General features: G+C 62.4%; 21 protein-coding genes and 1 CRISPR repeat array. Of the genes, 15 read left to right on the top strand and 6 right to left on the bottom strand.

The genetic code is table 11. The features are described from left to right. Positions 1–181 precede the first annotated feature (181 nt). Complete coding sequence (locus tag SALB1_RS18015) at positions 182–1,192, bottom strand: Gfo/Idh/MocA family protein (protein WP_109995109.1); 1,011 nt, start codon at positions 1,190–1,192, stop codon at positions 182–184. 423 nt (positions 1,193–1,615) lie between these two features. On the opposite strand from SALB1_RS18015, the gene SALB1_RS18010 reads away from it, so the two are divergent. From SALB1_RS18010 to SALB1_RS17970, 9 genes are all read left to right on the top strand, one after another. After that, positions 1,616–3,004 (top strand): sugar porter family MFS transporter, encoded by a 1,389-nt coding sequence (locus SALB1_RS18010; RefSeq protein WP_370453265.1) that lies wholly within the window; start codon positions 1,616–1,618, stop codon positions 3,002–3,004. Positions 3,005–3,509: 505 nt separating this feature from the next. Then, the gene (locus SALB1_RS18005) at positions 3,510–4,484 is read left to right on the top strand and encodes a substrate-binding domain-containing protein (RefSeq protein WP_109995107.1); all 975 of its coding nucleotides are present in this window, start codon (positions 3,510–3,512) and stop codon (positions 4,482–4,484) included. Between the two features lie 64 nt (positions 4,485–4,548). Next, the gene (locus SALB1_RS18000) at positions 4,549–5,637 is read left to right on the top strand and encodes an ABC transporter permease (protein ID WP_199678857.1); all 1,089 of its coding nucleotides are present in this window, start codon (positions 4,549–4,551) and stop codon (positions 5,635–5,637) included. 4 nt (positions 5,638–5,641) lie between these two features. Further along, the gene (locus SALB1_RS17995) at positions 5,642–6,424 is read left to right on the top strand and encodes an ATP-binding cassette domain-containing protein (RefSeq protein ID WP_109995105.1); all 783 of its coding nucleotides are present in this window, start codon (positions 5,642–5,644) and stop codon (positions 6,422–6,424) included. 616 nt (positions 6,425–7,040) lie between these two features. After that, positions 7,041–8,240 (top strand): phytanoyl-CoA dioxygenase family protein, encoded by a 1,200-nt coding sequence (locus tag SALB1_RS17990; RefSeq protein WP_109995104.1) that lies wholly within the window; start codon positions 7,041–7,043, stop codon positions 8,238–8,240. A gap of 21 nt (positions 8,241–8,261) precedes the next feature. Beyond that, on the top strand, positions 8,262–9,272 hold the full coding sequence (locus SALB1_RS17985) for a LacI family DNA-binding transcriptional regulator (RefSeq protein ID WP_109995103.1): 1,011 nt from the start codon (positions 8,262–8,264) through the stop codon (positions 9,270–9,272). Positions 9,273–9,521: 249 nt separating this feature from the next. After that, complete coding sequence (locus SALB1_RS17980) at positions 9,522–10,376, top strand: MurR/RpiR family transcriptional regulator (RefSeq protein ID WP_109995102.1); 855 nt, start codon at positions 9,522–9,524, stop codon at positions 10,374–10,376. Between the two features lie 431 nt (positions 10,377–10,807). Next, positions 10,808–11,197 carry a helix-turn-helix domain-containing protein gene (locus SALB1_RS17975; RefSeq protein ID WP_109995101.1) on the top strand — a complete coding sequence of 130 codons (390 nt, stop codon included), beginning with the start codon at positions 10,808–10,810 and terminating at the stop codon, positions 11,195–11,197. A 1,083-nt stretch (positions 11,198–12,280) separates the two neighbouring features. After that, a complete protein-coding gene (locus SALB1_RS17970) occupies positions 12,281–13,117 on the top strand; it encodes a DMT family transporter (RefSeq protein WP_109995100.1) in 837 nt (278 codons plus the stop codon). A gap of 180 nt (positions 13,118–13,297) precedes the next feature. Beyond that, positions 13,298–14,424: direct repeats of the CRISPR family, unit length 28 nt; unit sequence CGTTCCCCGCAGGCGCGGGGATGAACCG. Between the two features lie 248 nt (positions 14,425–14,672). Here SALB1_RS17970 and SALB1_RS17965 read toward each other — a convergent pair. Further along, positions 14,673–15,605 carry a LysR substrate-binding domain-containing protein gene (locus SALB1_RS17965; protein ID WP_109995099.1) on the bottom strand — a complete coding sequence of 311 codons (933 nt, stop codon included), beginning with the start codon at positions 15,603–15,605 and terminating at the stop codon, positions 14,673–14,675. A 197-nt stretch (positions 15,606–15,802) separates the two neighbouring features. Here SALB1_RS17965 and SALB1_RS17960 point away from each other — a divergent pair, with 197 nt between their 5' ends. The 3 genes from SALB1_RS17960 (at position 15,803) to SALB1_RS17950 (ending at position 18,313) form a co-directional block, all read left to right on the top strand. Next, positions 15,803–16,579: a pirin family protein gene (locus tag SALB1_RS17960; RefSeq protein WP_179950747.1), complete on the top strand. Its 777-nt coding sequence runs from the start codon at positions 15,803–15,805 to the stop codon at positions 16,577–16,579. Positions 16,580–16,675: 96 nt separating this feature from the next. Next, positions 16,676–17,302, top strand: coding sequence for an isochorismate family cysteine hydrolase YcaC (ycaC, locus tag SALB1_RS17955; protein WP_109995098.1), 627 nt, complete (start codon positions 16,676–16,678; stop codon positions 17,300–17,302). Between the two features lie 69 nt (positions 17,303–17,371). Beyond that, positions 17,372–18,313: a pirin family protein gene (locus tag SALB1_RS17950; protein WP_109995097.1), complete on the top strand. Its 942-nt coding sequence runs from the start codon at positions 17,372–17,374 to the stop codon at positions 18,311–18,313. Between the two features lie 519 nt (positions 18,314–18,832). On the opposite strand, the gene SALB1_RS17945 is transcribed toward SALB1_RS17950, so the two are convergent. From SALB1_RS17945 to SALB1_RS17930, 4 genes are all read right to left on the bottom strand, one after another. Beyond that, positions 18,833–20,692 carry an ABC transporter ATP-binding protein gene (locus SALB1_RS17945; protein ID WP_109995096.1) on the bottom strand — a complete coding sequence of 620 codons (1,860 nt, stop codon included), beginning with the start codon at positions 20,690–20,692 and terminating at the stop codon, positions 18,833–18,835. 321 nt (positions 20,693–21,013) lie between these two features. After that, positions 21,014–21,802 carry a molybdopterin-binding protein gene (locus SALB1_RS17940; RefSeq protein ID WP_109995095.1) on the bottom strand — a complete coding sequence of 263 codons (789 nt, stop codon included), beginning with the start codon at positions 21,800–21,802 and terminating at the stop codon, positions 21,014–21,016. Then, positions 21,792–22,658, bottom strand: coding sequence for a cytochrome b/b6 domain-containing protein (locus SALB1_RS17935; RefSeq protein ID WP_109995094.1), 867 nt, complete (start codon positions 22,656–22,658; stop codon positions 21,792–21,794). The genes SALB1_RS17940 and SALB1_RS17935 overlap by 11 nt, the downstream gene beginning before the upstream one ends. Positions 22,659–22,801: 143 nt before the next feature. After that, positions 22,802–23,323 (bottom strand): hypothetical protein, encoded by a 522-nt coding sequence (locus tag SALB1_RS17930; RefSeq protein ID WP_109995093.1) that lies wholly within the window; start codon positions 23,321–23,323, stop codon positions 22,802–22,804. A gap of 199 nt (positions 23,324–23,522) precedes the next feature. Between SALB1_RS17930 and modA the strand changes: the two genes are divergently transcribed. The 3 genes from modA to modC all read left to right on the top strand — a co-directional run bounded on the left by modA (position 23,523) and on the right by modC (position 26,241). Next, the gene (modA, locus tag SALB1_RS17925; protein WP_109995092.1) at positions 23,523–24,344 is read left to right on the top strand and encodes a molybdate ABC transporter substrate-binding protein; all 822 of its coding nucleotides are present in this window, start codon (positions 23,523–23,525) and stop codon (positions 24,342–24,344) included. A gap of 107 nt (positions 24,345–24,451) precedes the next feature. Continuing rightward, entirely contained in the window at positions 24,452–25,135 is a 684-nt protein-coding gene (modB, locus tag SALB1_RS17920) for a molybdate ABC transporter permease subunit (protein WP_109995091.1), read from the top strand. Further along, a complete protein-coding gene (gene modC / locus SALB1_RS17915; RefSeq protein ID WP_109995090.1) occupies positions 25,132–26,241 on the top strand; it encodes a molybdenum ABC transporter ATP-binding protein in 1,110 nt (369 codons plus the stop codon). The genes modB and modC overlap by 4 nt, the downstream gene beginning before the upstream one ends. The last annotated feature ends 136 nt before the right edge of the window (positions 26,242–26,377 follow it).

Genomic DNA, 26,377 nt, shown 5'->3' with positions numbered 1-26,377 from the left:
TTGTCCGCAGAATCGACGCGGATTCAGGCAGATGAAACGGGTGTCGAAGGACGGCGTCATACCGCGAAAAATAGTTCGCGTAGGTCGAATTAGCCAACGGCGTAATCCGACGGATCGAAGCCCGCGCCGAATTAACGAATAGCACCGGCCCTCACGCGGGCAGCGGCCGGTAAGACACCCACTAGCCGATGGCCGCGCGGACGCGCTGGGCGAAATCGATCTCCTTGTTTTCCCGAGCACTTTCGTAAATCGCGGCCAACAACAGATTCAGCGCCCATGCGTCGTCGATGCCCACCGGCGGCGTGCCCCCGTCGACCAGCGCGTCGACGAACAACCGGTCTTCCTTGACGTAACCGCCTTTCTCCGCGAAGGGGATATGGGTGTAGTCCTCGCTGTGGATGGTCTGATCGAGATCGAGCGCGTAGCGCACGCGTTCCAGCTCTTCGGTCGCCGCCGTGGCGTAGCGGCCGTAGATCTCGACGCGCTCGAACGGGAAGCTCCAGCCTGAATGTGCCGACGAACTGAGCGTTGCAACCACGCCGGATTCGAATGTGAATAGCATGGAAAAGTCATCGAACTCGGCGTCCGATATGGCGCTGCGGGCCGCGCATCGCAGCGTGGCGATAGAGCCGAAAAGGTATTGCAGCAGGTCGATCTGGTGAATCGTCGTTTCGTAGAGGAAACCGCCGGTCTTGCTCGGGTCGGCGGTCCAGGCGGGGCGCAATAGCTCACCGCGGTTGAGCTTGAACTGTGCGCTGTACGGCATGAGATCGCCCGTCTCGATCAGCGACTTGAGCTTGTCGTGGGTATAGGCATACCGACGATTCATGCCCAGGTTGTAGACGCCGGTTGAGGCCAGCGCAGCCTCCCGGATGCGTTCTCCGCCGGCCAGGTCGGTCGCCATCGGTTTTTCACAGAACACGTTCAGCCCTTCGCCGAGCGCGGCGACGACCGGCTCGACATGAGTGGTGTTCGGTGTGGTGATGTAGACCGTGTCGACGTCCATGCGGAACAGCTCCTCGAGCGTTGTGCCGGTCCGGGCGTTGCCGACCTGAGTAGCGAGGCGCGTGGCGTTGGCTTCGACCATGTCGGCCACACCGACCAGTTCGACCCGGTCGTCCTGGCCGAGAATGTCGGCATGAACCGAGGCGATGTATCCGGCGCCGAAAATGCCAATGCGTGTTTTGTTCATATCGAAATCCCTGGATTTGTGCTTATGGGAAGCCGGCGCAAAGCGCTCTCCGGATTCGAGATGAGCCGATTGAAACAAGTATGGAAAATAAATTCCATGAGACAAAATGATGAAATAAAAGGTTTGACTATTCGCGGGCGAGCCAAGTAGCTTCCATTGGCATTGAATACCGACAATGACTGTCGTCGTCACGCGTGTGTGCAAGTCGGCGCGACGATCGCATGGGCCGGGCCGCGGCGGAGTCGATACCGGGCGGCCCGAAAGTAGCCTGACGCAGCGCGCTTCGGCTGCCGTGGTTCGGCTCTCCCGGACTGTGGCACAGCCACTTCGCACGCACGGATGGCGCTTTCAGTCGTTCCCGAATCAGCCCTAGGGGTCGTCTTGGAGGATATTTGCGTGAATACTCGAGCGTCTTCAGCTCAGGTGACCGCTGCTTTGAACCAGCCGGGATCTCACACCCGCAAATTGGGAACGATCGCATTCATCGCGACGTTCGGCGGGCTGTTGTTCGGTTACGACACCGGCGTGATCAATGGCGCCGTGAACCCGATGAAAATCGATCTGGGCCTTACGCCGCTGACCCAGGGTTTTGCCGTGAGCATTCTGATCTTCGGTGCCGCCCTCGGCGCCGCCATTGGCGGCAAGATTTCGGATGTATCCGGCCGGCGATACACCATTCTCATGCTGTCGGGTGTTTTCATCGTCGGTACGGTCGGTGAGGCCATTTCACCCAGCTGGCAGGTGCTGTCGGTATCCCGATTCGTTCTCGGGCTGGCGGTGGGCGGTGCGTCTACCACTGTTCCGGTGTATCTCGCCGAAGTGGCGCCGACCGAAAGACGGGGCAGCCTGGTGACGCGCAACGAAATCATGATCGTCTCGGGCCAGTTCGCGGCTTTCATCATCAACGCCGTGATCATGACGGTATGGGGCGATTACCCCGGTATCTGGCGTTACATGCTCGTGATCGGCGTGTTGCCGGCGTTCGCGCTGTTGATCGGCATGCTGCGTGTGCCGGAAAGCCCGCGCTGGCTGAGCGAGCAGAACCGGCGCGACGACGCGCTCGACGTGCTCAAGCAAATCCGCTCGCCGGAGCGCGCCGAGGCCGAGATCGCCGAAGTCGATTCGCTGGTTGAACACGAGCAGAAAAGTCGGTGTGGGCAGTGGTCGGATCTCACCGTGCCGTGGGTTCGGCGCCTGATCCTCATCGGTGCCGTGCTCGGTATATTCCAGCAATTTACCGGCATCAACGCGATCATGTATTACGGCACGCAGCTGCTGGAGAGTTCCGGTTTTTCAAACAACGGGGCTGTGGTTGCCAATACGCTCAACGGCCTGTTCAGTGTGCTCGGCATCACCGTCGGCATTCTGCTGATCAACAAGCTCGACCGGCGCACGATGCTGATCGGCGGCTTCGCCCTGATCGCATTGTTCCACGTGCTCGTCGGGCTATCGGCGATGTTCATGCCGGCTGTGGCGATCAAACCGTATCTGGTACTGGTCTTCGTAGTGGCATTCGTGTTTTGCATGCAGGGCACGCTGGGGCCATTGGTGTGGTTGATGCTTTCGGAGATTTTCCCACTGAAGATTCGAAGCCTCGCCATGGGCATTTGCGTGTTCGTGCTTTGGTTGGCCAATGCGCTCGTGGCGTTCGGTTTTCCGCCGGTGGTGGCGGCCCTGGGCGTCGGTCCCACATTCTTCATCTTCTCGGGTATTTCGATCCTCGGGCTGATCTTCACCGTCGCGATGGTGCCTGAAACACGCGGCAAATCGCTGGAAGCGTTCGAAAGCCAGATACGTCGTCGGTTTGCCTGAGCCGTAGGCCGGATCGTTTCGACGCATCGCCGTCGCCAGTGATTCTCGGGTGAGCGGCGCCCGTGGCACCGGCGATGTTGCAGAGCCGACAGCTCGAAGACCCTGTCCCAGAACGCGACGCTGCCGTTGCCCGTGTTCGGTCTTTCGGAAAGCGCTCGAATTTGCGCGTATATCCCGCCTTGCCTCTCGCATCGCCAAATCGGGCGGCCGCGGGGCGTGGGTTCGTATTCGTTCGCAGCGTCTCCTCATTTCTTGAATGCGCCGTAGGGTATTGAACAAAGAGCGGTTTGTTCGATTCGTCGCGCGCACCGGCTTTCATTCGACCAATGGATTAGCCTAAAAATTTCAAAAATAGTTGCGGCGATATATACGTTCCATCATTGTCATGGGCAAGGGCAGATGCCTCATCGTCGATGTGGCCGCGCTCGATCAGTAGCACGTCATCGATTTCTGCCGTTGGCGTCGCATCAAGACCAAAAAAGCAGCACGAAGGAGGAGATCCGATATGCGATTGTTCACCAATGGCCGGGGGCGTACACGCCTGATTGCGGCCGCTCTGGTACTCGGGCTCGCCGCGGTGGGTAGCGCGGCCACGGCATGGGCGGCGGACAGCCATGCCAAGCAGTACAAGATAGCGCTTATCACTCACGCTCAAGCCGGCGACACGTTCTGGGATCTGGTGCGCAAGGGCGCCACCGCGGCGGCGAAGAAGGACAATGTCGATCTGATCTATCTGCATGGCGACTCGCCGGACAAGCAGGCCGCGAAGCTTCAGAACGTGATCACCCAGCACGTCGACGGTATTGCGCTCACTCTCGCTTTCCCCGACGCGATGAAGCCGCTGGTCCAGCAGGCGCTGAAGGACGGTATCCCGGTGGTCGGCGTGAATTCCGGCTTTTCCACCTGGAAGTCGATGGGCATTCCCATGTATGTGGGCCAGGATGAAACGCTGGCCGGCCAGGCCATCGGCAAGCGCCTGAACAAAGAGGGGGCCAAGAACGAGCTCTGCGTGAATCAGCAGCAGGGCGCGGTACAACTCGCGGCTCGCTGCAAGGGCGTCGCCGATACCTTCAAGGGCAAGTCGGAAACGCTGTATCTGGAAGGCTACGACATGAGCAAGGCGCGTTCGCGCATCATGGCCAAGCTCATGCAGGACCCGCAGATCGATACCGTGGTCACCCTGGGTGCGCCGTTTGCCCCGGTCGCGGTGGATGCGGCCAGGAAGGCGCACAGCAAGGCCAGTGTCGTGACCTTCGACCTCAACCCGCGTACCGCGAAACTGGTCAAGGAAGGCAAGGTGAAATGGGCGGTCGACCAGCAGCCGTGGCTGCAGGGTTATGAAGCGGTCGACCTGTTGTATCTGAATCTCACCAATGGCGACACGCTCGGCGGCGGCAATGCCGTGCTCACCGGGCCGGCCTTCGTGACCCAGGACAACATCGACAAGGTCATGAAGTACGTCAAACGCGGTACGCGATAAGCCGCGCGCAAGACTCGTGAGCCCGGCGGCTGCGGCTGCCGGGCTGCACTCGGAGGATCAACCTATGGCAGCTACCATGGACGACGACGCAGTGCGCGGCGCTTCGACGCTCGACGATGCCAGCGCTCCCCCCAAGAAGACCAAACAACGCATTTCCAGGGACCCGGTCTGGAAAAAGGTCCTCAAGCGGCCCGAGGCTGGGGCGCTCGGCGGTGCCATCCTGGTGTTTGTATTGTTCTGCATCGTGGCGCCCCCGTTTCGCACCATGCCGGCGTTCTCGACGGTGCTCTACCAGGCGGCCATTCTCGGTATTCCCGCAGTGGGCGTGTCGCTGTTGATGATCGGCGGCGAGTTCGATCTGACCGCTGGCGTGGCAGTCATCAGTTCCTCATTGGCCGCTTCGATGTTCGCCACCCAGATCGGCGGCAATATCTGGACCGGCGTGGCCTTTGCCTTAGTGTTCTCGCTGGCGCTCGGGGCGTTGAATGGCTGGTTGCTGATCAAGACCAAGCTGCATAGTTTTCTGGTGACCCTGTCGACATTCCTCATGCTGCAGGGGCTGAACATCGCGCTCACCAAGCTGATCACTGGCGGGGTCGCGACCGGCGACATCAGTTCCATGCCCGGCTTTGCCTCGGCCCACGCCGTGTTCGCCTCGGACATCCCGATCGGCGATTTCGATCTCAGTATCGCCATCGTTTACTGGATTCTTCTGGTGCTGATCGCAACCTGGTTGCTGTTACGTACGAAGGTCGGCAACTGGATCTTCGCCGTCGGCGGTGATCCCGATGCCGCCAGGGCGGTGGGCGTGCCGGTTCGTGCAATGAAAATCGCCCTGTTCATGGGCGTGGGTTTCTGCGTGTGGTTCCTGGCGATGCACATGCTGTTCGCCTACAACACCGTGCAATCCGGTGCCGGCGTCGGCAACGAACTGCTGTATATCGCGGCCTCGGTGGTGGGGGGATGTCTGCTTACCGGCGGCTACGGCTCGGCAGTGGGCTCCGCACTGGGCGCGTTTATCTTCGGCATGACCACGGAAGGCGTGATCTATGCCGGCTGGGATTCCGACTGGTTCATGTTTTTCGTGGGCGCGATGCTGCTGATGGCCACCGTGGTCAATACGTGGATCCGCGTTCGCGCATCGCAGGGGTAATGAAATGACCGACGAAACTGCCATCATCGAACTTGAAGGCGTCGGCAAGAACTACGGCAACGTGCATGCGTTGTCCGACGTCAGCTTCAAGGTCAAGCAGGGCGAAGTCACCTGCATTCTCGGCGACAATGGCGCGGGGAAGTCGACGTTGATCAGCGTGATCGCCGGGCTTACCGAGCATTCCTCGGGCGAGTACCGGGTCGACGGCAAGCCGATGAAGTTCACCTCGCCGCGCGAGGCGCTGGATCTGGGCATCGCGGCGGTCTACCAGAACCTGGCCCTGGTGCCGCTGATGCCGGTCTGGCGCAATTTCTTCCTCGGCTCGGAAATCACCAATGGGGTCTGGCCGTTCACGCGCATGGACCGCGACACCATGTGGTCCGAAACCGACGAGGCCCTGCGCAAGATGGGCATCGAGCTGGAGGATCTGGAACAGCACGTCGGCACGCTGTCCGGCGGCCAGAAGCAGGTAGTGGCCATCGCCCGCGCGATTCACTTTGGGGCGCGTGTGCTGATACTCGACGAACCCACCGCGGCGCTCGGCGTGCATCAGTCGGGGCTTGTACTCAAGTACATTGCCTCCGCCGCGCGAGAACACGGCGTGGGCGTAATCTTCATCACTCATAATCCCCACCATGCCTATCTGGTTGGCGACCACTTCATCGTGTTGAGCCGAGGCGAGATGGACCTGGATGCGCCGCGCAAGGATCTATCGCTGGACGATCTGATTTTCCAGATGGCCGGTGGCGCCGGGCTTGATGCGCTCGAACACGAGATGAAACGCTGAGACGATCGCGGCACATTTCTCCCATGCGGTTTTTCTTTGTTTTATTCGCAGATTGCATAGATGGCAAAGAGGGTGTAGACAAACCCTTACTCTGTCTAACTACTTGGAAAACAATGCCTTAAAAGTAGGTCGGATTAGCGCGCAGCGCGTAATCCGACGCTCAATCCGTGGGTTTTGAGGCTTGGCTGTCGGATTACGGTGCAAGCACCTAATCCGACCTACGTAACTGTCTGATATTGCTTTTATTACCGGCAGTTATTTTGTCTACACCCTCAAAGATTTAAAAAGATAATTTATTTTTCAAAGTAGCAGCCGATGCTATGGACCGTCGACTCACTCGATATTAATTATTAAAATATCTGATAAATATGAATAATCTTGGAATAAGCGGCCTGTAAATGAACGAGCTGCTACAGGTCCAAGTCGATATGTTAGGTCGCGTAATCCGACGCTCGGCTCGAGCGTAAAAGTTAAATTGAGGATTCGACCGTAATCAGGGCGGCCGTTATCCGCCCTGAGGTATTTTTGATGGCTTTTCGCGTTGTCGCGGCCCGGCTCGGCTCAAATAATCGAATCACGACATCGATCCGATCCCCGCGACGACAGGAGGAGCGCCATGCTGGCCCACGATAAGAATCAGAACGCGACAACTCATACCACTCCAGCCAGCCGTGTCTGGCTGCACGCCGACGATTGCAACCTCGAGGATTTCGTGGCCAGTCTCGACTGCGCCACGCGGCCCGAAGACTATCCGTTGGCCGAACGCATCGAACAGAACGTACCGATCTACAACGGTCGCCACGTGGACGCGCTCCCGGCCGAGGCCCGCGCCGATCTGCAGGCCGAGCTGGTCGAGGCCATGCTCGAGGGGCCGGGCATTGTAGTATTCAGCGGTGCGTTTGATGATTACGCGCTCGGCGGGGCCACTGCGCGTTTTCATGAAATGATCGCGGAACAGCGTAAGGCCGGCGTGGCCGGCGGCGACCATTTCGCCAAGCCGGGGGCCAATGATCGCGTTTGGCGGGTGCAGCAGAAGCTGGCCGAGCGCGACCCCGCGGCTTATGTCGACTACTACGCCAACCCGGTCATTGAGCTGATCAGCGAGGCCTGGCTCGGGCCGATGTATCAGGTCACTTCCGATCTGAACGTGGTGAACCCGGGTGGCGACGCCCAGAGCGCGCACCGCGATTATCATCTTGGCTTCATGTCGACCGAGCAGGCGGAACGCTTCCCCGCGCATATCCATCGCTTTGCCTCGCAGCTGACGCTCCAGGGCGCGGTCGCGCACTGCGACATGCCCGTGGAGAGTGGGCCGACGCTGTATCTGCCGTATTCCCAGCGCTATGAGTTGGGTTTTCTTGCCACCGGCCGCCCCGAATTCCAGCGCTACTTTAGCGAGCATCACGTACAGCTGCCGTTGGCGGCGGGCGATGCGGTGTTCTTCAATCCCGCGTTGTTTCATGCCGCCGGCAGCAATCGCTCGGCCGATATCCGCCGGATGGCGAACCTGCTCCAGATTTCCTCCGCTTTCGGGCGGGCGATGGGCAGCCTGGACCGGGCGCGGATGTGCCGCGCGATCTATGCCGAGCTCTGCCGGCGCGAACGCCAGGGCGAGCGCGATACGGTCGTGCGCACCGCCAAGGCTACGGCCGAGGGCTATGGTTTTCCCACCAATCTGGACCGCGATCAGCCGACCGCCGGTCTGGCGCCGGAGACGCAATGTGAACTATTGATCCGCGCGGTCGGCGAACAGCTCGATGCGGATACGTTCGAGTCGCAACTTGCCGCGCAGCTCGACCGCCGTCGGGTCGACTGACGGGCCGCTCGGCGAAAACGCGTGACGCACCGGTTCACCGTTAAACAGATCGCGGCCCAGGCCGGTGTGAGCGCAGCCACGGTGGATCGGGTGCGCCATGGCCGTGCGCACGTCCACGAGCAGACACGGCGCCGAGTGGACGCGGCGATCCGGGAACTCGAAGAGCAGGCCGAAGCCGGCATCCCCGCTGGCCTCGGGCTGACGTTCGAAGTGGTGCTCAACAGCCCGGAACGGTTCAGCCAGGCGGTGCGCCGCGCATTCGTGGCGGCCGCTGCCGCTATGGCGCCGCTGCGTATCGCGCCGCGTTTCCATGCCGACGAACGCATCAGCCCCGAGCGCATCGCGGCTGATCTGGACGCATTGGAACGCAAGGCCACGCATGGCGTGATACTCAAGGCGCCCGAACACCCGGCGGTCGTCGCGGCGGTCGAGTCGCTGGCGGCGCGCGGCATTCCGGTCGTTACCTTTGCCACCGATATCGGCGCCAGCGGCCGCCTTGCATATGTCGGTATCGACAACGCCGCGGCCGGGCGGACCGCGGCTTTCCTGTTATCGCGTTTTCTTGGCCAGCGGGACGGCATGGTGCTGGCGAACCTCGGCAGCCGCGGTTTTCACGGCGAGCACGATCGCTGGCGCGGCTTCGCCGACTTCATGGCCGCGCGCTGCCCGCGCGCCGAGGTGGCTGTCATCGACGGCGGCTATGGCCTCGATCAGGCAACCTACGAACTCACCCGTGCCACGCGTACGGCACGTGGGCCCATCGCCGGCATCTATAGCATGGGCGGTGGCAACCGCGGGTTGTTGCGCGCGCTGGATGAAGCGGGCGATCGCGATGTGGTTTTCGTGGGTCACGATCTCGACGACGAAAACCGCGGCTTGCTGCGCGCCGGGCGCATCGACGCCGTGGTCGATCACGACCTGCAGGCCGACGCCGCGCGGGCGATCCAGCACCTGCTGTGTTTCCGTCGGCATGGCCGGGCTGCCGAAAGCGAGGCCAGCCGCGCGGTCATCGTCACACCGTGGAATATGTGATGCCCTCTTGGCGCGAAATCACAGATACGTGGCTATTGGTATTGATATAAACATGCCAAAAGCGCGATGTATTATCGTCGCCAAAAAAGCATTAAAAAATTACGGATACGGCGCCTGTTTCGGGCATGAAGCGCGTTCTGCTTGAACCGATTATTTGATTTGTGATGCATTTATTCCAGAAAATAAGTATGTGCAGGGGGCACGCGCCGAGCGCGCGTCGATACACTACCCGAGGATCCCGACCCAGTCATGACCGAACAGGCACCGGAAACGCCGTCCGAGCTACAGCGCCGGATATTGGCCGAATACAAGAACCTGAGTAAGCGACTGCAGCAGATCGCTCAGTTCGCTGTCGACCATCCCAACGACATGGCGCTGGAAACCACGGCGGTTATCGCCGACCGGGCCGGTGTGCAGCCCTCGGCGATCATCCGTTTCGCCAAGGCGTTCGGCTATTCCGGGTTCTCCGAGCTGCAGCGGGTGTACCAGACCCGGTTGGCCGAAACCGCGTCCAGCTATAGCGAGCGCCTGCGCCGGCTGCGCCGCGAAGAAGAAAACGATACCCAGGCGCTCACGCCCCACGGCGTGTTGCGCCAGTTCTGCCAGGCCAATCGCATGGCGCTCGATCATCTCGCCGACGAGATCGATGCCGAAGGCCTGGCGTCGGCGGCGCGGATCATGGCCGGCGCTGAGTGCATCCATCTCTGCGGGCATCGCCGGTCGTTCCCGGTGGTGACCTACATGGCCTATGCGCTCAGCCGGATTCAGGCTAATGCCTGCCTGCTCGACGGGCTTGGCGGCATGCTGGCGCAGCAGACCGCGCGCGTACGGCCCGATGATGTATTGTTCGCGGTCTCGTTTCATCCTTATGCTGAGGAGACCGCCGAAACCATTCGGCACGCCACCGAACAGGGCACGCCGGTCGTCGTACTCACCGACAGCCCGCTCAGTCCGGTGGCCGCACACGCTACGGTCTGTCTCGAAGTCCACGACGCCGAGATGCATAATTTCCGCTCGCTCACGGCATCGATGTGCCTGGCCCAGGCGTTGACCGTCGCGGTGGGGCTGGCTCTGGATGAGCAGCCGGACGAGCACCGGTCGTGACGCGGTTGTTAGGCTGAGCAAGCACGCTGGCTATCCTGTCGTTGCGAACCGTTGCGGGTTGGCCGCCGCGGCCAATTCAGTAAGCGCACCGCGCGATGCCATATACAGCGGCTGAAGGGCGCGATAGCCGTTTGGCTATAGGGGGCACTCGGGCGCTTCGATGCGTTGACCAATAGCGAAACCGCGACAATCGTCGTGTATGTGTGGGGTGTGGCTGCGCGTCATGCATCGTCATGGGCCGCGCCATGGCGTCAGCCACGGCTGACAACACTTGGGCCGCGATAGCAATGCCGGGGTGTGAAGCAGCAGCGCGCGAGGAATCTTTCAATGATCGGCCAGTACCTTAATACTGAAAAAGGCGACACCCTAGTACTGGGCCGGGGGCATAGCATGAGCGACGGGGTAAGTGATCGACAATCAAGGTGCTCTGCATGGGTGACGCCCGTCCCGACCCGCGGGAGGTTCTTGCGCATAATCTGCGACATTTGATGGGCCTCAAGGGCTGGTCGCAGGGGCGCTTATCGCAAAAAAGCGGTGTCAGCCAGAAAAGCATCAGCAATATCCTGAATCAGGAAAAACAGCCCACTCTGGCAACCGTGGACAAGCTGGCCGCCGCCTTCGATCTGAATATATGGCATGTGATGCTGCCGCGCCTGCCCGAGCAGCTGGTTAATTTGCCGTCAGTCGAGCATCTGCTCCTGTGTTACACCAAGGCCTCCGACCAGGGGCGGCATTACATCGACCGTGTCGCTGAGCGCGAAGCCTATTATGGCCGGAATATCGGGCCTGGTGGCGAGCAGGGCGGATCCGGGGCAGTCTAAGGGTCCTTTCGCCGTGTTACGCAACACGAAGGGCTGGTGATTGTGAGCGTTCGCTTTCGGCGCTGTTATTCGCTCATGACGATGTGGTGCGGCCTCTGGCGCCTTGTCCTGTGTGCGCTCTAATCCTTTCGAGCGGTCCTGACGGGGGTCGGCGGTGTTTGTCTTCGCAATATGCTGTGGCGATGGGCTGAGGTGTGACCGATTGCGCCGCGTTCCGCAAGAAATGGTTGTCCGTGGCTGTTCATGGGAAAGCCTGGCGGCTTTTTGCTTTCTTCTATCGCACGCAATCAGGCCGCAGGCCCGAGTCCGCTGGCGTCTAAAGTCTCCGGGGGTCGCGTCGGGTATTGATCCGTAGAGCCTAAGGTAAGTAATATAGTGCTTGATGTATAAATGTGATGAGTAGTAAAGTGCTCACGCTTTAGTATGGCGATGCTCGCTTGGCTGCGTGGCAGGCGGTGAGCATTGCTCAGCGCGCTAACAAACAACGCGACAAACTGGCTGGCCGCGATATGCAAGTACCCCGAAACAATGAGCCGGAGAAGCCATTAGGTACAACCGTTCGAAACCGGCCGCACGCCTGCGGTGGACAGCATAGCCCTATCTCGGAGCTGGAACGACAGGTCGTCGGGGCGGAGTGTGCCCCGCAAGTGATACATAACCTGTACTGCGCGCTGGAGCATATGCTGGCCCTGCATTCGCAGGGCGAGGCCCCCGACGACCAAGACCTCGTTTGTTGCTACGGGCGAATGCAGCTGATGCTTGCCTGTCGTATGTTTCCGGCCTTGAAGGATGTCGGGGAGAAACAGCGCGGCGCATGAGCTAGCTGTCCAGTCCCGCCAACATGTGCTGGTCTTTTGATCACAGCCGCGTCTGCGGGGCTAGGGTGGGCGCCAGGTTGGCCCCGTCGTTGCGCCCGGGACGGCCCGGGGCCTGGGATAAACCGCGCCGGCCGTATCGCCGGACTCATCCAGTCGGAGGCGGATCAAGGAAGGGAGGTTTCATCTGCGACGTTGAGCGCGGCCGGCTACGGCCAGGCGCTTTCTGATACGGTCTTCGCCCCTGGTTTTCAGTCCAGCCGTCAACATGGCCGTTATTCTGGGATTGCTGGCGGCAGTAGCCTACGGCGCGAGCGATTTCGCCGCCGGTGTGGGCGGGCGGCGGCTGGGCGCGGGTGTGGTCGCATTGTTCGTGCAGATCGTGGCCTTTCTGATGGCGGTGATCGCCGTGACGGTAGGGGCGCATCACGGTTTCACGGCATCGGCGTTAGGGTGGGGGCTGGTTGCCGGCGTCGGTTGCGCCGCGGGCACGATGGCGCTGTATCGCGGGTTCGTCGTCGGGCGCATCAGCGTCGTGGCGCCATTGTCGGCGGTGGTGGCCGCCGTTGTCCCCGCGCTCACGGGGATTGCTCTGGGCGAGCATCTCACATCGCTGGCCGGCCTGGGCCTCGTCTTCGCGTTGCCTGCGATCGGGCTCGTCTCCTGGCATCGCGATACAGCGGCGAAAACCAAGACGCGCCCGGGCGTGCTTGAGGGTTTGATCAGCGGCGCCGGGTTCGCCGTTTTGTTCATTGCGCTGGATCAGGCAGGCGCCGCGGCCGGATTCTGGCCGCTCGTGCCGGGCCTTGCCCTGGCCGGCGTGCTGATCCTGCCGTTCGCTCTGAAAGAGCCGCGCCCCATCCGTGTCGATACCGCCGCTCTCGCACTCCTGCTTACGGCCGGCGTGTTCGGCGGCGCGGCCGATCTATTGTTTTTGACCGCCACCGGGCGTGGCCCATTGTCGATCGTCGCTGTGCTGACAGCGCTCTATCCGGCCGTCACCATCCTTCTCGCCCGCATTTTCCTCGGCGAACGATGGAACGCGGCGCAGGCCTGCGGGCTCCTGGCCGCCGCCGTGGCGATTACGCTGATCACGCTGGGTTGATTGCCGCCCCGGCGGACATTTTACGAGCGAGACGCAACCGGAGAGGCTACCCTCGGTAAGGTCGTCGAACGACAAATACGACCACAGATGGCGCTCTTTAACAGCACTGAAATACCGGCGTTCAGGTTGGTACTTTTGGTCTGTCTTTAAAATCCCTGTTAAAACAGCGATGTATTTTTAGCGTTCCCCGCAGGCGCGGGGATGAACCGTCGGTTTTGCGGATGTTGATGTTGGCGCCGTTGCGTTCCCCGCAGGCGCGGGGATGAACCGGACACCATGCCTACGGCGATCGGTATAGCGGCGCGTTCCCCGCAGGCGCGGGGATGAACCGCATTCGGCCGGGTGGTCTGGACCCGGAACCAGGCGTTCCCCGCAGGCGCGGGGATGAACCGATATCCACGTCGGCCGCATACAAGCCGCGCTCGCGTTCCCCGCAGGCGCGGGGACGAACCGGCCACGGACCGCACGCACGGCATCGTCATGAGGCGTTCCCCGCAGGCGCGGGGATGAACCGCAACCGATATTAGCAATCTTCAGACATCACTAGCGTTCCCCGCAGGCGCGGGGATGAACCGGCAACACGACCCCACCGACCGCGCCGCTATCGCCGTTCCCCGCAGGCGCGGGGATGAACCGAATCCATGATGGACGTGGCCGAAGGCTTCATTCCGTTCCCCGCAGGCGCGGGGATGAACCGAGGCGATCCAGGCGGATATCGACACGGTGTATCCGTTCCCCGCAGGCGCGGGGATGAACCGCGTGGTGTAATCCGCGCCGGTAGTCGTAGTGGCCGTTCCCCGCAGGCGCGGGGATGAACCGCTGGAACGCAACAGCTACAACGAGTTTCTGCGCCGTTCCCCGCAGGCGCGGGGATGAACCGCCACAAACAGCGGCACTACCGGCGCCACCGAGCCGTTCCCCGCAGGCGCGGGGATGAACCGTCGCCGCGAAGAACGTCAGCCACATCAGGGGACCGTTCCCCGCAGGCGCGGGGATGAACCGGTAACGTCGATTCCAATGGCTATGGCGCCGTACCGTTCCCCGCAGGCGCGGGGATGAACCGTTGTATTGCAACGTGGCGGGTTCGCGTGTGACCCGTTCCCCGCAGGCGCGGGGATGAACCGATTTTCCGATGTTGTGGAAAGTGTGGCGGTCACCGTTCCCCGCAGGCGCGGGGATGAACCGTTAGAAACCTGCGACAAATCTTGAGTCACAAGCCGTTCCCCGCAGGCGCGGGGATGAACCGCAGCCGAAGCCGCACCAGAACGAGAACGAACACGGTTCCCCGCAGGCGCGGGGATGAACCGAGGCTCGGCGCGCTTGTGTATGTGATCGTTACCCGTTCCCTGAAAACCAACAATAAAGACCATCGCAATGTCGTCTCTAAAGATATGATTTTTAAAAGGGGGCGAAAATGTCGACAAATTTTTGGTAGTCCGTTGCGAAAATTTTTCTGCACGGACCCTGCAATGATGGCTTGGCTACCACCTGCGTAAGTAGTCGCACAGTGACCCGGCCGAGACGTGGCAGTGCAGTCGCCCGGCGATAAGCGAGATCAAAGTCCATTTTCGCGATGGGTCTCGGTAAGACAGTCCTGATCCGCGAAGCGCTCCGCCAGGAAGTCGATCAACGCGCGCACGGCGGGTAGCAGACCGCGTCGAGAGGGGAAAACCGCCTGAACGACGCCGCCGCGCGGTGCCCAGCCTGGGAGTGCATCGACGAGTGTGCCCTCGGTAATATGTCGTCCGCCGACCAGCAACGGCAGTTGAACGATGCCGAGGCCGGCGAGCGCAGTGCGGTGCAACGTGATGAGATCGTCGGTCACGAGACGCGGGCGATGATCGATCTGTGTGCTGGCGCCGTGCGGTCCCTCCAGACACCAGGTATGCGTATGGCCCGGCCGCACCCAGTCGAGTGACGGCAGCCCGTTGAGATCGCCCGGCACCTTGGGCCTCGAATAATCCTCGAATAGTGACGGCGCGGCCATGAGTAGCTGCGGGCTGGCGGATAGCACGCGCACGTTCAGTTCGCTGTCTTCGAGTGGCGGGAACCGCACCCGGATCGCGAGATCGAATCCCTCTCGAACGACATCGACACGTCGCCCCGACGCTTCCAGTTCGACCCGTACGCGCGGGTAACGCGCCATGAAGATCGAAAGCTGCTCCGCCACGACGAAACACAGCATTCCCGGCGGGCAGCTCATGCGGATCAGCCCTTGAGGCTGTGCGATTGAGCGGTCTATCGTTTCCTGGGCGGCTTCGGCCTCCAGCAGCATAGCCGCACAGTGCTCGTAATAGGCTTGGCCCAGTTCCGTGACCGCCAGATTACGCGTGCTGCGATGGATAAGCCCAACCCCCAGCCGTTTTTCGAGCTGTGCGACCCGGCGACTGAGTTTCGACTTCGGCACGCCGATCGCGCGAGCTGCCGGCGCAAAGCCGCCATGATCGATGACCTGAACGAAATAGAACAGATCGTTGAGATCCTGCATGTGATCGTTCCATCAGTAAGACGGTGCGTTTGATTCTAGCCCGCTAATCAAATGTGCGTCTCAGGCATAGGATGACCGGCATCAGCATTCAATGCCGAACGTTCGGCAGGAGACGATCATGAAAACGATTACGGGGATTTATTCCGCACTGGGTCGGGGACGGCTTTCCGGTGCGCTCGCTGTTCACCTACGACCGCATGGGCGCCCATCACGTCACCCCGTTTCTCATGCTCGATTACGCGGCGCCGCGGGAGTTCGCGCCCACGAAGAGGGCGCGCGGTGTCGGCGCCCATCCGCACCGCGGTTTCGAGACCGTGACGATCGTGTACGACGGCGAAGTCGCCCATCGCGATTCGACCGGCGGTGGCGGCGTGATCGGCAAGGGTGACGTGCAGTGGATGACCGCTGGCAACGGCATCGTCCACGAGGAGTTCCATTCTCCGGCCTACACCCGCACTGGTGGACGCTTTGAGATGGTGCAGCTCTGGGTGAACCTGCGGGCGGCCGACAAGTCCGCCGAACCGCGCTATCAATCAATTAAGGCCGCTGACATTCCGGGCGTCGAGCTCGCCGATGAAGCGGGCATGATCAACGTGATTGCCGGCGATTATGCCGGCCACAAGGGGCCGGCAAAAACCTTCAGCCCAATCAACGTCTGGGACCTGCGGCTCAACCGCGATGGCGCTACGACGCTGGAGGTGCCGGACGGCCACACGGCCATGGTCGCCGTGCTCAGCGGCACTGTGCAGGTCAACGACAGCAAGATCGCGCGTGAAGCCGAGCTGGTTCTGTTCGATCGCGCAGGCTCGGAGATCCAGCTTGAGACCAACAACGACGCCAAATTGCTGGTGCTCACCGGCCAACCGATCGATGAGCCGGTGGTTGGCCACGGGCCGTTTGTAATGAATTCGACCGAAGAAATCGAAGACTCGATTCGAGGCTTTCAAACCGGTCATTTCGGCCAGGCTTCCTAATCGAAAACCAGTCATCGTAATCTGGACCGATGACTCTATGTGGCGGGTTGCCCGTGTGGACGACCCGCTTTTATCACCAAGCACCGGAGGTGTGCGATGTCCTTCACCTATAAACGACTCGACAAGAACGACGTAACGCTTCTCATGGTCGACCATCAGGCGGGGCTGCTCTCGCTCGTGCGGGATTTCCAGCCCGACGAGTTCAAAAACAACGTCCTCGCGCTGGCCGATATCGCCAAATTCTTCGAACTGCCTACCATTTTGACGACCAGCTTCGAAGATGGGCCGAACGGCCCGATGGTGCCAGAGCTCAAGGAAGCGTTTCCGAACGCGCCCTACATTGCGCGGCCTGGCCAGATCAACGCCTGGGACAACGAGGAATTCGTGCAGGCGATCAAGGATACAGGCAACAGCCAGGTCCTGATCGCTGGTGTCGTGACCGACGTTTGCGTTGCGTTTCCGGCGTTGTCTGCGATTGAAGCTGGCTACGACGTATTCGTGGTCACCGACGCGTCGGGCACTTTCAACCCGGCGGTGCGTGACGCCGCCTGGCATCGCATGTCGCAGGCGGGCGTACAGCTGATGAACTGGTTTTCAGTCGCCAGCGAATTACACCGCGATTGGCGTAACGATATCGAAGCCTTCGGGGGCATACTTGCCAGCCACTTGCCGCATTACTCGAACCTGATTCAAAGCCGTGATGCAGCACTGAACGAAAGCTGACAAGGGCTCATTGGCGCCGCTGGCCGTTGTGCCGGCGGCGGCATCGTTTTACCGAGCGCGGAGAATGCCATGAGCAATACCGAGCACAATCCAAGCCTGTATGAGTCACGCGAGTGCCCGGTGGTTGACGGCCATCGATTGATCCAGCATCTCGCTGCCCGCACGGCCGATGTCGGCAGCATCCCGGTCAACCGGGTCATGCCACAGCGCGGCCGCCGCATGATCGGCGCCTGGTGTTTTCTCGATCATGCGGGCCCGGCGGTATTTTCGGCCGACAGTACCGGCCTGCGCGTCGGCCCGCATCCGCATACCGGGCTTCAGACCTTTACCTGGATGCTGTCCGGCGAAGTGCTTCACCGGGACAGTCTCGGTAGCGAACAGGTCATTCGGCCGGGTGAATTGAATCTTATGACCGCCGGCCACGGCATCGCCCATACGGAGGAGTCGACTGCGAATGCGTCCACGCTTCATGCGGCACAACTCTGGATCGCGTTGCCATACGCAGATCGCGACACGCAGCCACGATTCGACCATTACCCCGGTCTGCCGCGATGGCAAGAGCAGGGCGCTGATATCACGCTGCTCAGTGGGTGCCTGAATGGCCGCGAGGCCCCGACGCTGGCGTTCTCGCCATTGGTCGGAGCTGACATGGTCAGCCCGGATGCCAGCACTTTCAAACTGGCCGTGCGTAATGATTTTGAGTATGGCGTGCTGGTCCTGGAAGGCGCTCTGCGTATCGATCAGGATACGTTCGCACCGAACGAGCTCGCCTATCTAGGTTGCGGTCTCGACGACATTACTCTGGAACTCGAGGCAAATACCCGAGTGTTGTTGCTGGGCGGCGAACCGCTCGACGAAGACATCTTCATCTGGTGGAACTTCGTCGGTCACAGCAAGGCCGAGATCAGTGAGGCACAGCATCAATGGGAGAACGGTAGCGATCGATTCGGATCCGTGACAGGGTTCGACGGCGAACGTCTGATGCCGCCTCGGATCCCATGGCGGACTTGAATCTGTCCGAATCTGACGAGTTCCTCTGCGGGCTATCACGTGGGTCAATTTAGCTTGCCGCGAATGTCGGCTTTGGGTCGTATACCGCTGTAGTCGAGTGGCGCCAAGTGTGCCGGAGGTATCCACGGATTGCCCGGTAACTATATGATTAAAAGGCGCAAATTACTGGACAGACTTTAGACGACTTGTCCTCTTTTTGAAGTCAATAAAAACAACTGCTTATAATCTGCAAATCGACAGACTTTATTGTTGGCTTCCATCCCCGCAGGCGCGGGGATGAACCGGAAACCGATATGAGCGACGAAATTCTAACCGGCCCGTTCCCCGCAGGCGCGGGGATGAACCGCGGAATCGTAATCGGCGCATTGGCAAACCCTGCCCGTTCCCCGCAGGCGCGGGGATGAACCGACCATGCCGAGGAAGACGCCGTGCGCAGCTGGCCGTTCCCCGCAGGCGCGCTGATGAACCAACCGTGCGTACGGCGGCGCGCGTGTTGAAAGGTAGTTTGGGGCTCGTGGATTAGCGCATTGCGTTCTCTGCGCTTACGCCAGATGCTGCCCCGAGAAACCCACCGGACTGCATGGCCCACAGGCGCGCGTACAGGCCGTTGTGCGCGATCAGTTGGTCGTGGGTGCCGGTTTCGACGATGGCGCCGCGGTCGATGACGACCAGGCGGTCGAGTTCGGCGATGGTGGATAGCCGATGGGCGACGGCGATCACGGTCTTGCCTTGCATGATGGTGTGCAGGTTTTCGGTGATGGCGGCTTCGATTTCGGAATCGAGCGCGGCGGTGGCTTCGTCGAGCAGCAGGATGGGGGCGTTCTTGAGCATGACGCGGGCGAGTGCGACGCGCTGGCGCTGGCCGCCGGAGAGTTTTACGCCGCGTTCGCCGACGTGGGCGTCGAGCCCGCGGCGGCCCTTGTTGTCGGTCAGGTCGTAGACGAACCCGGCATGGGCCGCGTCGATCGCTGCCCAGAGTTCGGCCTCGGTGGCGTCGGGGCGGCCGTAGCGGATGTTGTCGGCGATCGAGCGGTGCAGCAGGGCGGTGTCCTGGGTGACCATGCCGATCGCTTCGCGCAGCGAGGCCTGGGTGACGCCGGTGATGTCCTGGCCGTCGATGGTGATGCGGCCGTTCTCGAGTTCGTGGAAGCGCAGCAGCAGTGCGAGCAGGGTGGACTTGCCGGCACCGGAGCGCCCCACGAGGCCGATTTTTTCGCCCGGCGCGATCGACAGTGAGAAGTTGGAGATGATGCCGGCGTCGTCGCGACCGTAATGGAAGGAGATGTCCTCGAAGGCGGTCGCGCCATCGGCGACCTGCAGCGGGCGCGCGTCCGGGGCATCCACGATCGCTCGGTTGCGGGTGAAGCTGCCCATGCCGTCGCGGATGGTGCCGATGTGCTCGAACAGGTTGGACACTTCCCACATGATCCACTGGCTCATGCCGTTGATCTGCAAAACCAGCCCGACAGCGGTGGCGACAGCGCCGGCGGTGATCGCACGCTCGCTCCAGAACACAATACCCAGCCCGGTGACGGCGAACAGCAGCAGGGCGTTCAACAGATACAGGCTGGCGTAGAAGCCGTTGATGCGCCGCATCTGGGTGTACACGGTCGACAGGAACGACGACATGCTGGCCCGCGCGTAGTCGGATTCGCGCTCGGTATGGGCGAACAGTTTCACCGTGCCGATGTTGGTATAGGCATCAACCACGCGCCCGGTCATTTCGGCCCGTGCATTGGCCTGGGCTTCGGCGATCGATTGTAGGCGCGGCAGAAAATACCTGAGTAGCGCGATATAGCCGACCAGCCAGCCGCCGAACGGCAACGCGAGCCGCCAGTCCGCCCCGGCCACCATGACGACGACGCCGCCGAAATAGACCGCCACATAGAGCAACACGTCCACGAACTTCATCATCACTTCGCGGATGGCCAGGGCGGTTTGCATCATCTTGGAGGCGATGCGGCCGGCGAAATCGTCCTGGAAATACGTCAGCGATTGGTCCAGCAACCAGCGGTGGACCTGCCAGCGAAAGCGCATGGGCACATTCGGTGCCATCGCCTGGAAGGTGGTCAGCCCCTGGCCGAAGACCAGCGCGGGCAGCAGCACCAGCACAACGATTGCCATGCCGACGAGCGGCCAGGCGTTATCGGCGATGAAATGCGCGCGATCGCTGGTCGAGAACCAATCGACGATATGGCCGAGAAAACCGTACAGCGACACCTCGATGATCGAGGAGGCCGCGGTGAGCACGGCGGTTGCGATCAGCAGTTTCCAAACCGGCCGCGCGTAGAAGGCGATGAAACGCGGGATGCTGGTCTCGGGCGGCGTGCGGTCGTCGTCGGGAAACGGATCGACGAGCCGTTCGAAGAACTGGAACATGGGCGGGTCGGTCGCGAGGGCGCGGCGTCGTCGGCAAGGCGAAGTAGTCTAACCGCGTTGTGCATCGGCTTCGATAGCGGCGGGGCCGCGTGGCTGGGCGTGCGATCGGGTGCCGACCTGTGCGGGCTTGGGTCGGCGCATGGAGGCTACTGGATGACGCACGGGGCGTGGCTGTCGGATTACGCCGTTGGCTAATCCACCTATGGGGCACGAGTTGGATCGGCTCTTTGTAGGTCGGCTTGGGCCGAAGGCCGTAAGCCGACAGTGGGCGGTTTATCGAAGTCGTCATCGGTCACGGCCCGTCCCGGGCCGGCGGCTGTTTCAGATGCCGGCCCACCAGTCGTAGCCGCGATCTTCCCAATAACCGCCGTGGCCGCCCTGGATGTTGGCGAAGCTGTCGACCAGTTCGATATGCATGACGTACTTGGCCATTTTATAGCCGAGCTGGCGTTCGGCGCGCAGGCGGATGGGGGCGCCGTTGGCCACCGGCAGGTCGGCGCCGTTCAGGCCGTAGGCCAGAATCGTCTGCGGGTGCCGGGCTTCGATCATGTCGAGGCTTTCGTAGTAGGGCTGCGGCGAGCCGTAAAGGTGGTCGGCGCAGTGGAAAACCACGAAGCGGGCGTTGTCTGTCGGCTGCACGCGATCCAGCAGGTGGCTCAGCACCACGCCGGTCCATTGGCCGATGCACGACCAGCCCTCGACGCAGTCGTGCCGGGTGATCTGGGTGCGCGAGGGCATGGCCTTGAGCTCGGCGAGCGAGAACGAGGCCGGCTGCGCCACCAGGCCGTGGATATCGAGCCGGTAGTTCGCGAAGTGGGTGTCGACGAGCTGCCGGTAGGCCGCGCTTTGCGGGTTGATCGTGCCGTTGGGTTTGAAGGTTGGCGCGATGTCGCTCGGGCTGTATTCCCGTGCCAGCGATTCGCGCGAGGCGACCAGGCGCTGGGCGGCCTGGGTGAGTTTCTCGGTACGCCCGAGGAAATGGCGCACCGGTTGGCTCTGGGTCCAGTCGCAGCCGGAGAGCAGGCCGGCGGCGCCGAACGCGCTCAGCCCGGTCAGGACACGGCGGCGGGCCCGGCTCGGTAGCCCCGTGTGGCGGTCGTCATTTGCCATGATCGCGCTCCTCGCCATCGGCGACAGCTTCGGTTGCCGGCGGCTCGTCTATCTTGTAGCCGCCGGTGATCATCGCGCGCATGTTGTTTACCACGCCGGAGACGAGCACGAGCGCCAGGTGGACGATGAAAAAGCCCACCAGCGCGAAAGCGCACAGAAAGTGGAGGGTGCGGGCGCTCTGGTGGCCGCCGAACACATACGTCAGCCACGGCCAGGCGGCGTCCATGGTCGGCGACATCGTCAGCCCTGTGAGCACCATCAGCGGCAGCAGCCCGAACAAAACGAGCAGATAGGTCAGCTTCTGGATGATGTTGTAATCGCGGACCCGCGGAAAACGGAATTTGGCGTGTTCGACTGCTTCGTGGCCAAACTGGCCCAACTCGCCGCGGTGGACGCCGATCAATCGCCGCCGGCGGCGGCTGATGATGGAATAGATCAGATATAGAACAAGCATTACGCCGAATACCCAGGCGGCGGTGAAATGCCATTGCCGGCCGAGCGCCAGCCATTGCGGGCCCGGCAGCGTGGCCCAGGCGGGAAAGGCGCGGGCCTGCATTTGTCCCCCGACGCGCGACCAGCCGAGAACGCCGGTCGTGGGGATCTGCAGCCCCTCGATATTCACGTAACCCATGGGGTCGCCGCTGGCGTCACGCTCGGCGCCGATCGACAGGAAGGGGTGGTTGAAGCTGGAACCGTGGCCCCAGTACAGCGCCGGATGCGCGTTAAAGATTTGCAGCCCGCTCATGAGCAGCACGAGCAGACACAGCGCGTTGATCCAGTGCCACAGCCGGGTGGCCCAGCCATGGCGACGAATCACGCGGGAGGCACGGACCGTCGATTCAACGTCCTTCGCCATGGCAAAGCCGGTTGCGGACTACTTACGAAGTATTATACGGCGTCCCGCGCGGCGGGGATGCAATTGTTCCAGGCAGTCGACAGCGTCGGGAATCGGTTCATCCCAGCAGCTGCGGTGAAAGGGCGCCTGGCGGTATGAGCCGGTCAGTTCGTATTGTTGGTGTTGGAGGGCGAGCCGGTCGCGGTGGCCGGCATGCCGTTGTGGCCGTTCGCTGCAGCGGCCGCGCCCATGGTCTGCATGGTTGTGTCGCTGCTCGATGCGGCGGCGCCGTTGTCGCCGTTGTTGGCATTGCCCAAATTGTCGGAATTGTCGGACGGCCGTTGATGGGTGGCGATGAACTGAGCCAGCTGCACATCGCTTGGGGCGTTGAAGTTGGCGGCGCCGTAGTCGCTGGGTTTGGGTTCGGGCAATGACTGCGAGGGCGCAGTGGCGTTGCCGTTGGCGTTCGGCGCCGACGGCTCGTTACTGCCCGCGGTGCCCTGGTCGCCCGTATTCAATAGGCTGCTCTGGATGGGTTGCGGCGACTGGGTGCTACCGTCCGGCGACGCCTGGCTACCTGGGCTGGTGGTCTGGGCGAACGCCGGGGCGGCCATCGCGAGCGCGGCGAGCGCCGCGACGATGGTCAGCCGCGCTGGCGGGCGGGCGCGTCTCGGGCGAATCGGCATAAGGGGCTCCTGGGTCGAACGGGTGGGGCGCGCGGGCAACTCGGGCCCGGGCTGGCCCTGACTGTTCAGACCGGTTTGGCGCGCTGAAGTTTCAATGGTCTTTGCGATGCCATCGCTATGTAGTAGCGTATATATCGTTCATGGCCTGTCGTGCGCGCGTTCGCACCGGGTTCGGCTCTACCCAATCGGAAAACGATCGATGCATATTCATGAAGGGATAGTGCGGCGGGGGCTTTTGGCCCTGGCCGTCGTGGCGCTGGCGGCCGCGGGTCTCGCCCAGTCTGCCTGGGCCGAGGGCGCGAAAACACAGGATAAGCCGCTGATCGTGTTCGCGGCGGCCAGCCTGAAGAACGCGATGGACGGCGTGGCCCAGGCCTATGACAAGAGCCACGATGGCGCCGATGTGAAGGTGAGCTACGCGGGCAGTTCCACGCTGGCCCGTCAGATCGAGGCCGGGGCGCCGGCCGACGTGTATGTTTCGGCCAACCAGCAGTGGATGGACAAACTCGCCAGCGATGGGCTGATCGACAAATCCAGCCGCTACAACCTGCTGGGCAACTCGCTGGTTTTGGTGGCGCCGAAGAGCAGCGATGTACAGGTCACGCTGAAAAAACACGTCAATCTGTTGGCCAAGCTCGGCCAGGGCAATTATCTGGCGATGGCCAATACCGACGCCGTGCCGGCCGGCATCTACGGCAAGCATGCGCTGCAATGGCTGGGTGTGTGGTCGCGGATGCAGGGCCATATCGCCCAGGGCGACGACGTGCGCGCCGCGCTGGCGCTGGTTTCGCGTGGGGAATCGCCGCTCGGTGTGGTGTACTCATCTGACGCGGTCGCCGACAAGGGCGTGCGTGTGGTGGATACCTTTCCGCCAGCGAGCCACAAGCCGATCATCTATCCGGCCGCCGCCACCGCCGACAGCCACAATCCTCAGGATGCCGATTTCCTGGCCTTTTTGAAATCGGATACGGCGGCGAAGATATTCAAGCGCTGGGGCTTCAAGGTGGTTGCCGGCCAGTAAGCGGTGGTTATGACGCTGGTTCGGCGGGCCGGGGCGAGTCCGCGTTCGCCGCGGCCCGGCGACGGCGTGCCGGGAGCCAGCCGGTATGATCCGATCCGAGGAGACGCGTGCTCGACGCCAATCAACTCCAGGTTCTTGAACTCAGCCTGAGGGTGGCCGGCACGGCGGTGGCCTTCAGCCTGCCGCTGGCGTTGGTCGTGGCCTGGTTTCTGGCGCGCTCGCGTTCGCGGCTGAAGATGGCGGTGGATGCCCTGGTGCATCTACCGCTGGTGCTGCCGCCGGTGGTGACGGGTTATCTGTTGTTGATCGTGCTCGGGCGGCGTGGGCTGATCGGCGGTTGGTTGGCGGAGCATCTGGGGCTGGTGTTCGCGTTTCACTGGACGGGCGCGGCGCTGGCCGGCGGCATCATGGGCTTTCCCTTGATGGTGCGCCCGATCCGGCTTTCGCTGGAGGCGATCGACCCGCGCGTGGAAGCCGCCGCGGCCACGCTCGGCGCCCGGCCGATTCTGGTCTGGCTGACCGTAACCGTGCCGCTGGCCCTGCCGGGCGTGATTGCCGGGCTGGTGCTGGCGTTCGCGCGCGCGCTCGGCGAGTTCGGCGCCACCATTACCTTTGCTTCGAATATTCCGGGAGAGACGCGCACGCTGCCGCTGGCCATCTACACCTTCATCCAGGTGCCCGGCGGCGAAGGACAGGCCGCGCAGTTGATCGTGATTTCGGTGGTGGTGTCGCTCGGTGCACTCGTCGTCTCCGAGCTGATCGCGCGGCGCGTCAAACGGTTGCAGGCATGACGTTGTCGCTCGACGTGCGTTTGCGCCAGGGCGATTTCGAGCTGGCCTGCGAACTGGAATCCAACGAGCGGGTGGTGGGCTTGTTCGGCCCATCGGGTGCGGGCAAGAGTTCATTGCTGCGGGTGATCTCGGGGCTGGCCCGGCCCGACACCGGGCGCATCGAGATCGCCGGGCGCTGTGTGTTCGACAGCGTGCGTCGTCTGCACGTGCCGGCGCATCGGCGGCGCATCGGGGTGGTGTTTCAGCAGTCGCGGCTGTTTCCGCATTTCAATGTGCGGCACAACCTGGATTATGGCGGCTGGTTCAGCCGGCAACGGCCGAGCCGGGCCCGCTTCGATCAGGTGGTGGACATGCTCGACATCGGCCATCTGCTGGCCCGGCGCACGCGCGATCTGTCCGGTGGCGAGAGCCAGCGTGTGGCGATCGGACGGGCGCTGTTGTCCGATCCCGACCTGTTGCTGCTGGACGAGCCGCTGGCCTCGCTGGACGCGCCGCGCAAACGCGAGGTGCTGCCTTACATCGAACGGCTCAGCGCTGAAAGTGCGCTACCGATCGTGTTCGTCAGCCACCAGCTCGACGAGTTGCTGCGCCTGGCCAACCGGCATGTCGCCGCGATCCGCGATGGTCGGATCGTGTTTTCGGGCGCCACCGCGGAATTCCTGGCCCGGCCGGATCTGCTCGGCGAAGATGCCGGGCCCGCGGCGGGTGTTTTGCTCAACGCGCGGCTCGTTTCGCACGAAACCGAATACGGGTTGAGTGTGCTGGCCTGCCCGCACCAGAAACTGTATGTGCCACAGCTGACTGAACATCGCGTGGGCGAATCGGTGACCGTACACGTGCGGGCGCGCGACGTGATTCTGGCCCGCAAGCCGCCCGAGCAGACCAGCGCCCTCAACCAGCTGGCCGGCGTGGTCATCGGCGTGCATCCCGACGACAATGATTACGCGGTGGATGTGGTGCTCGATATCGACGGCCAGCGCCTGGACGCACGCATCACGCGCCGCTCGGCCGCCGCGCTCGACCCGCAGCCGGGCGAGACGCTGCATGCCGTGATCAAGTCCCTGGCGCTGGCCGAACAGGCCTGGCAGCGGCTGGGTGGGCTGTAGCGATTCGCGCGCTTATCCGTGGCGGTGTGGCCGTTTTGCAGGTCAAACCCAATAATTGACTGGCGTGCGGCGAGGTGCGGGTTCGGTGTTGTCGGATTACGATGCGAGCATCTAATCCGACCTGCGGCTGGGGGTG

The organism is Salinisphaera sp. LB1 (assembly GCF_003177035.1).
In the GTDB taxonomy this organism is placed as follows: Bacteria; Pseudomonadota; Gammaproteobacteria; order Nevskiales; family Salinisphaeraceae; genus Salinisphaera.
This window is presented reverse-complemented; position numbering and strand designations above follow the sequence as displayed.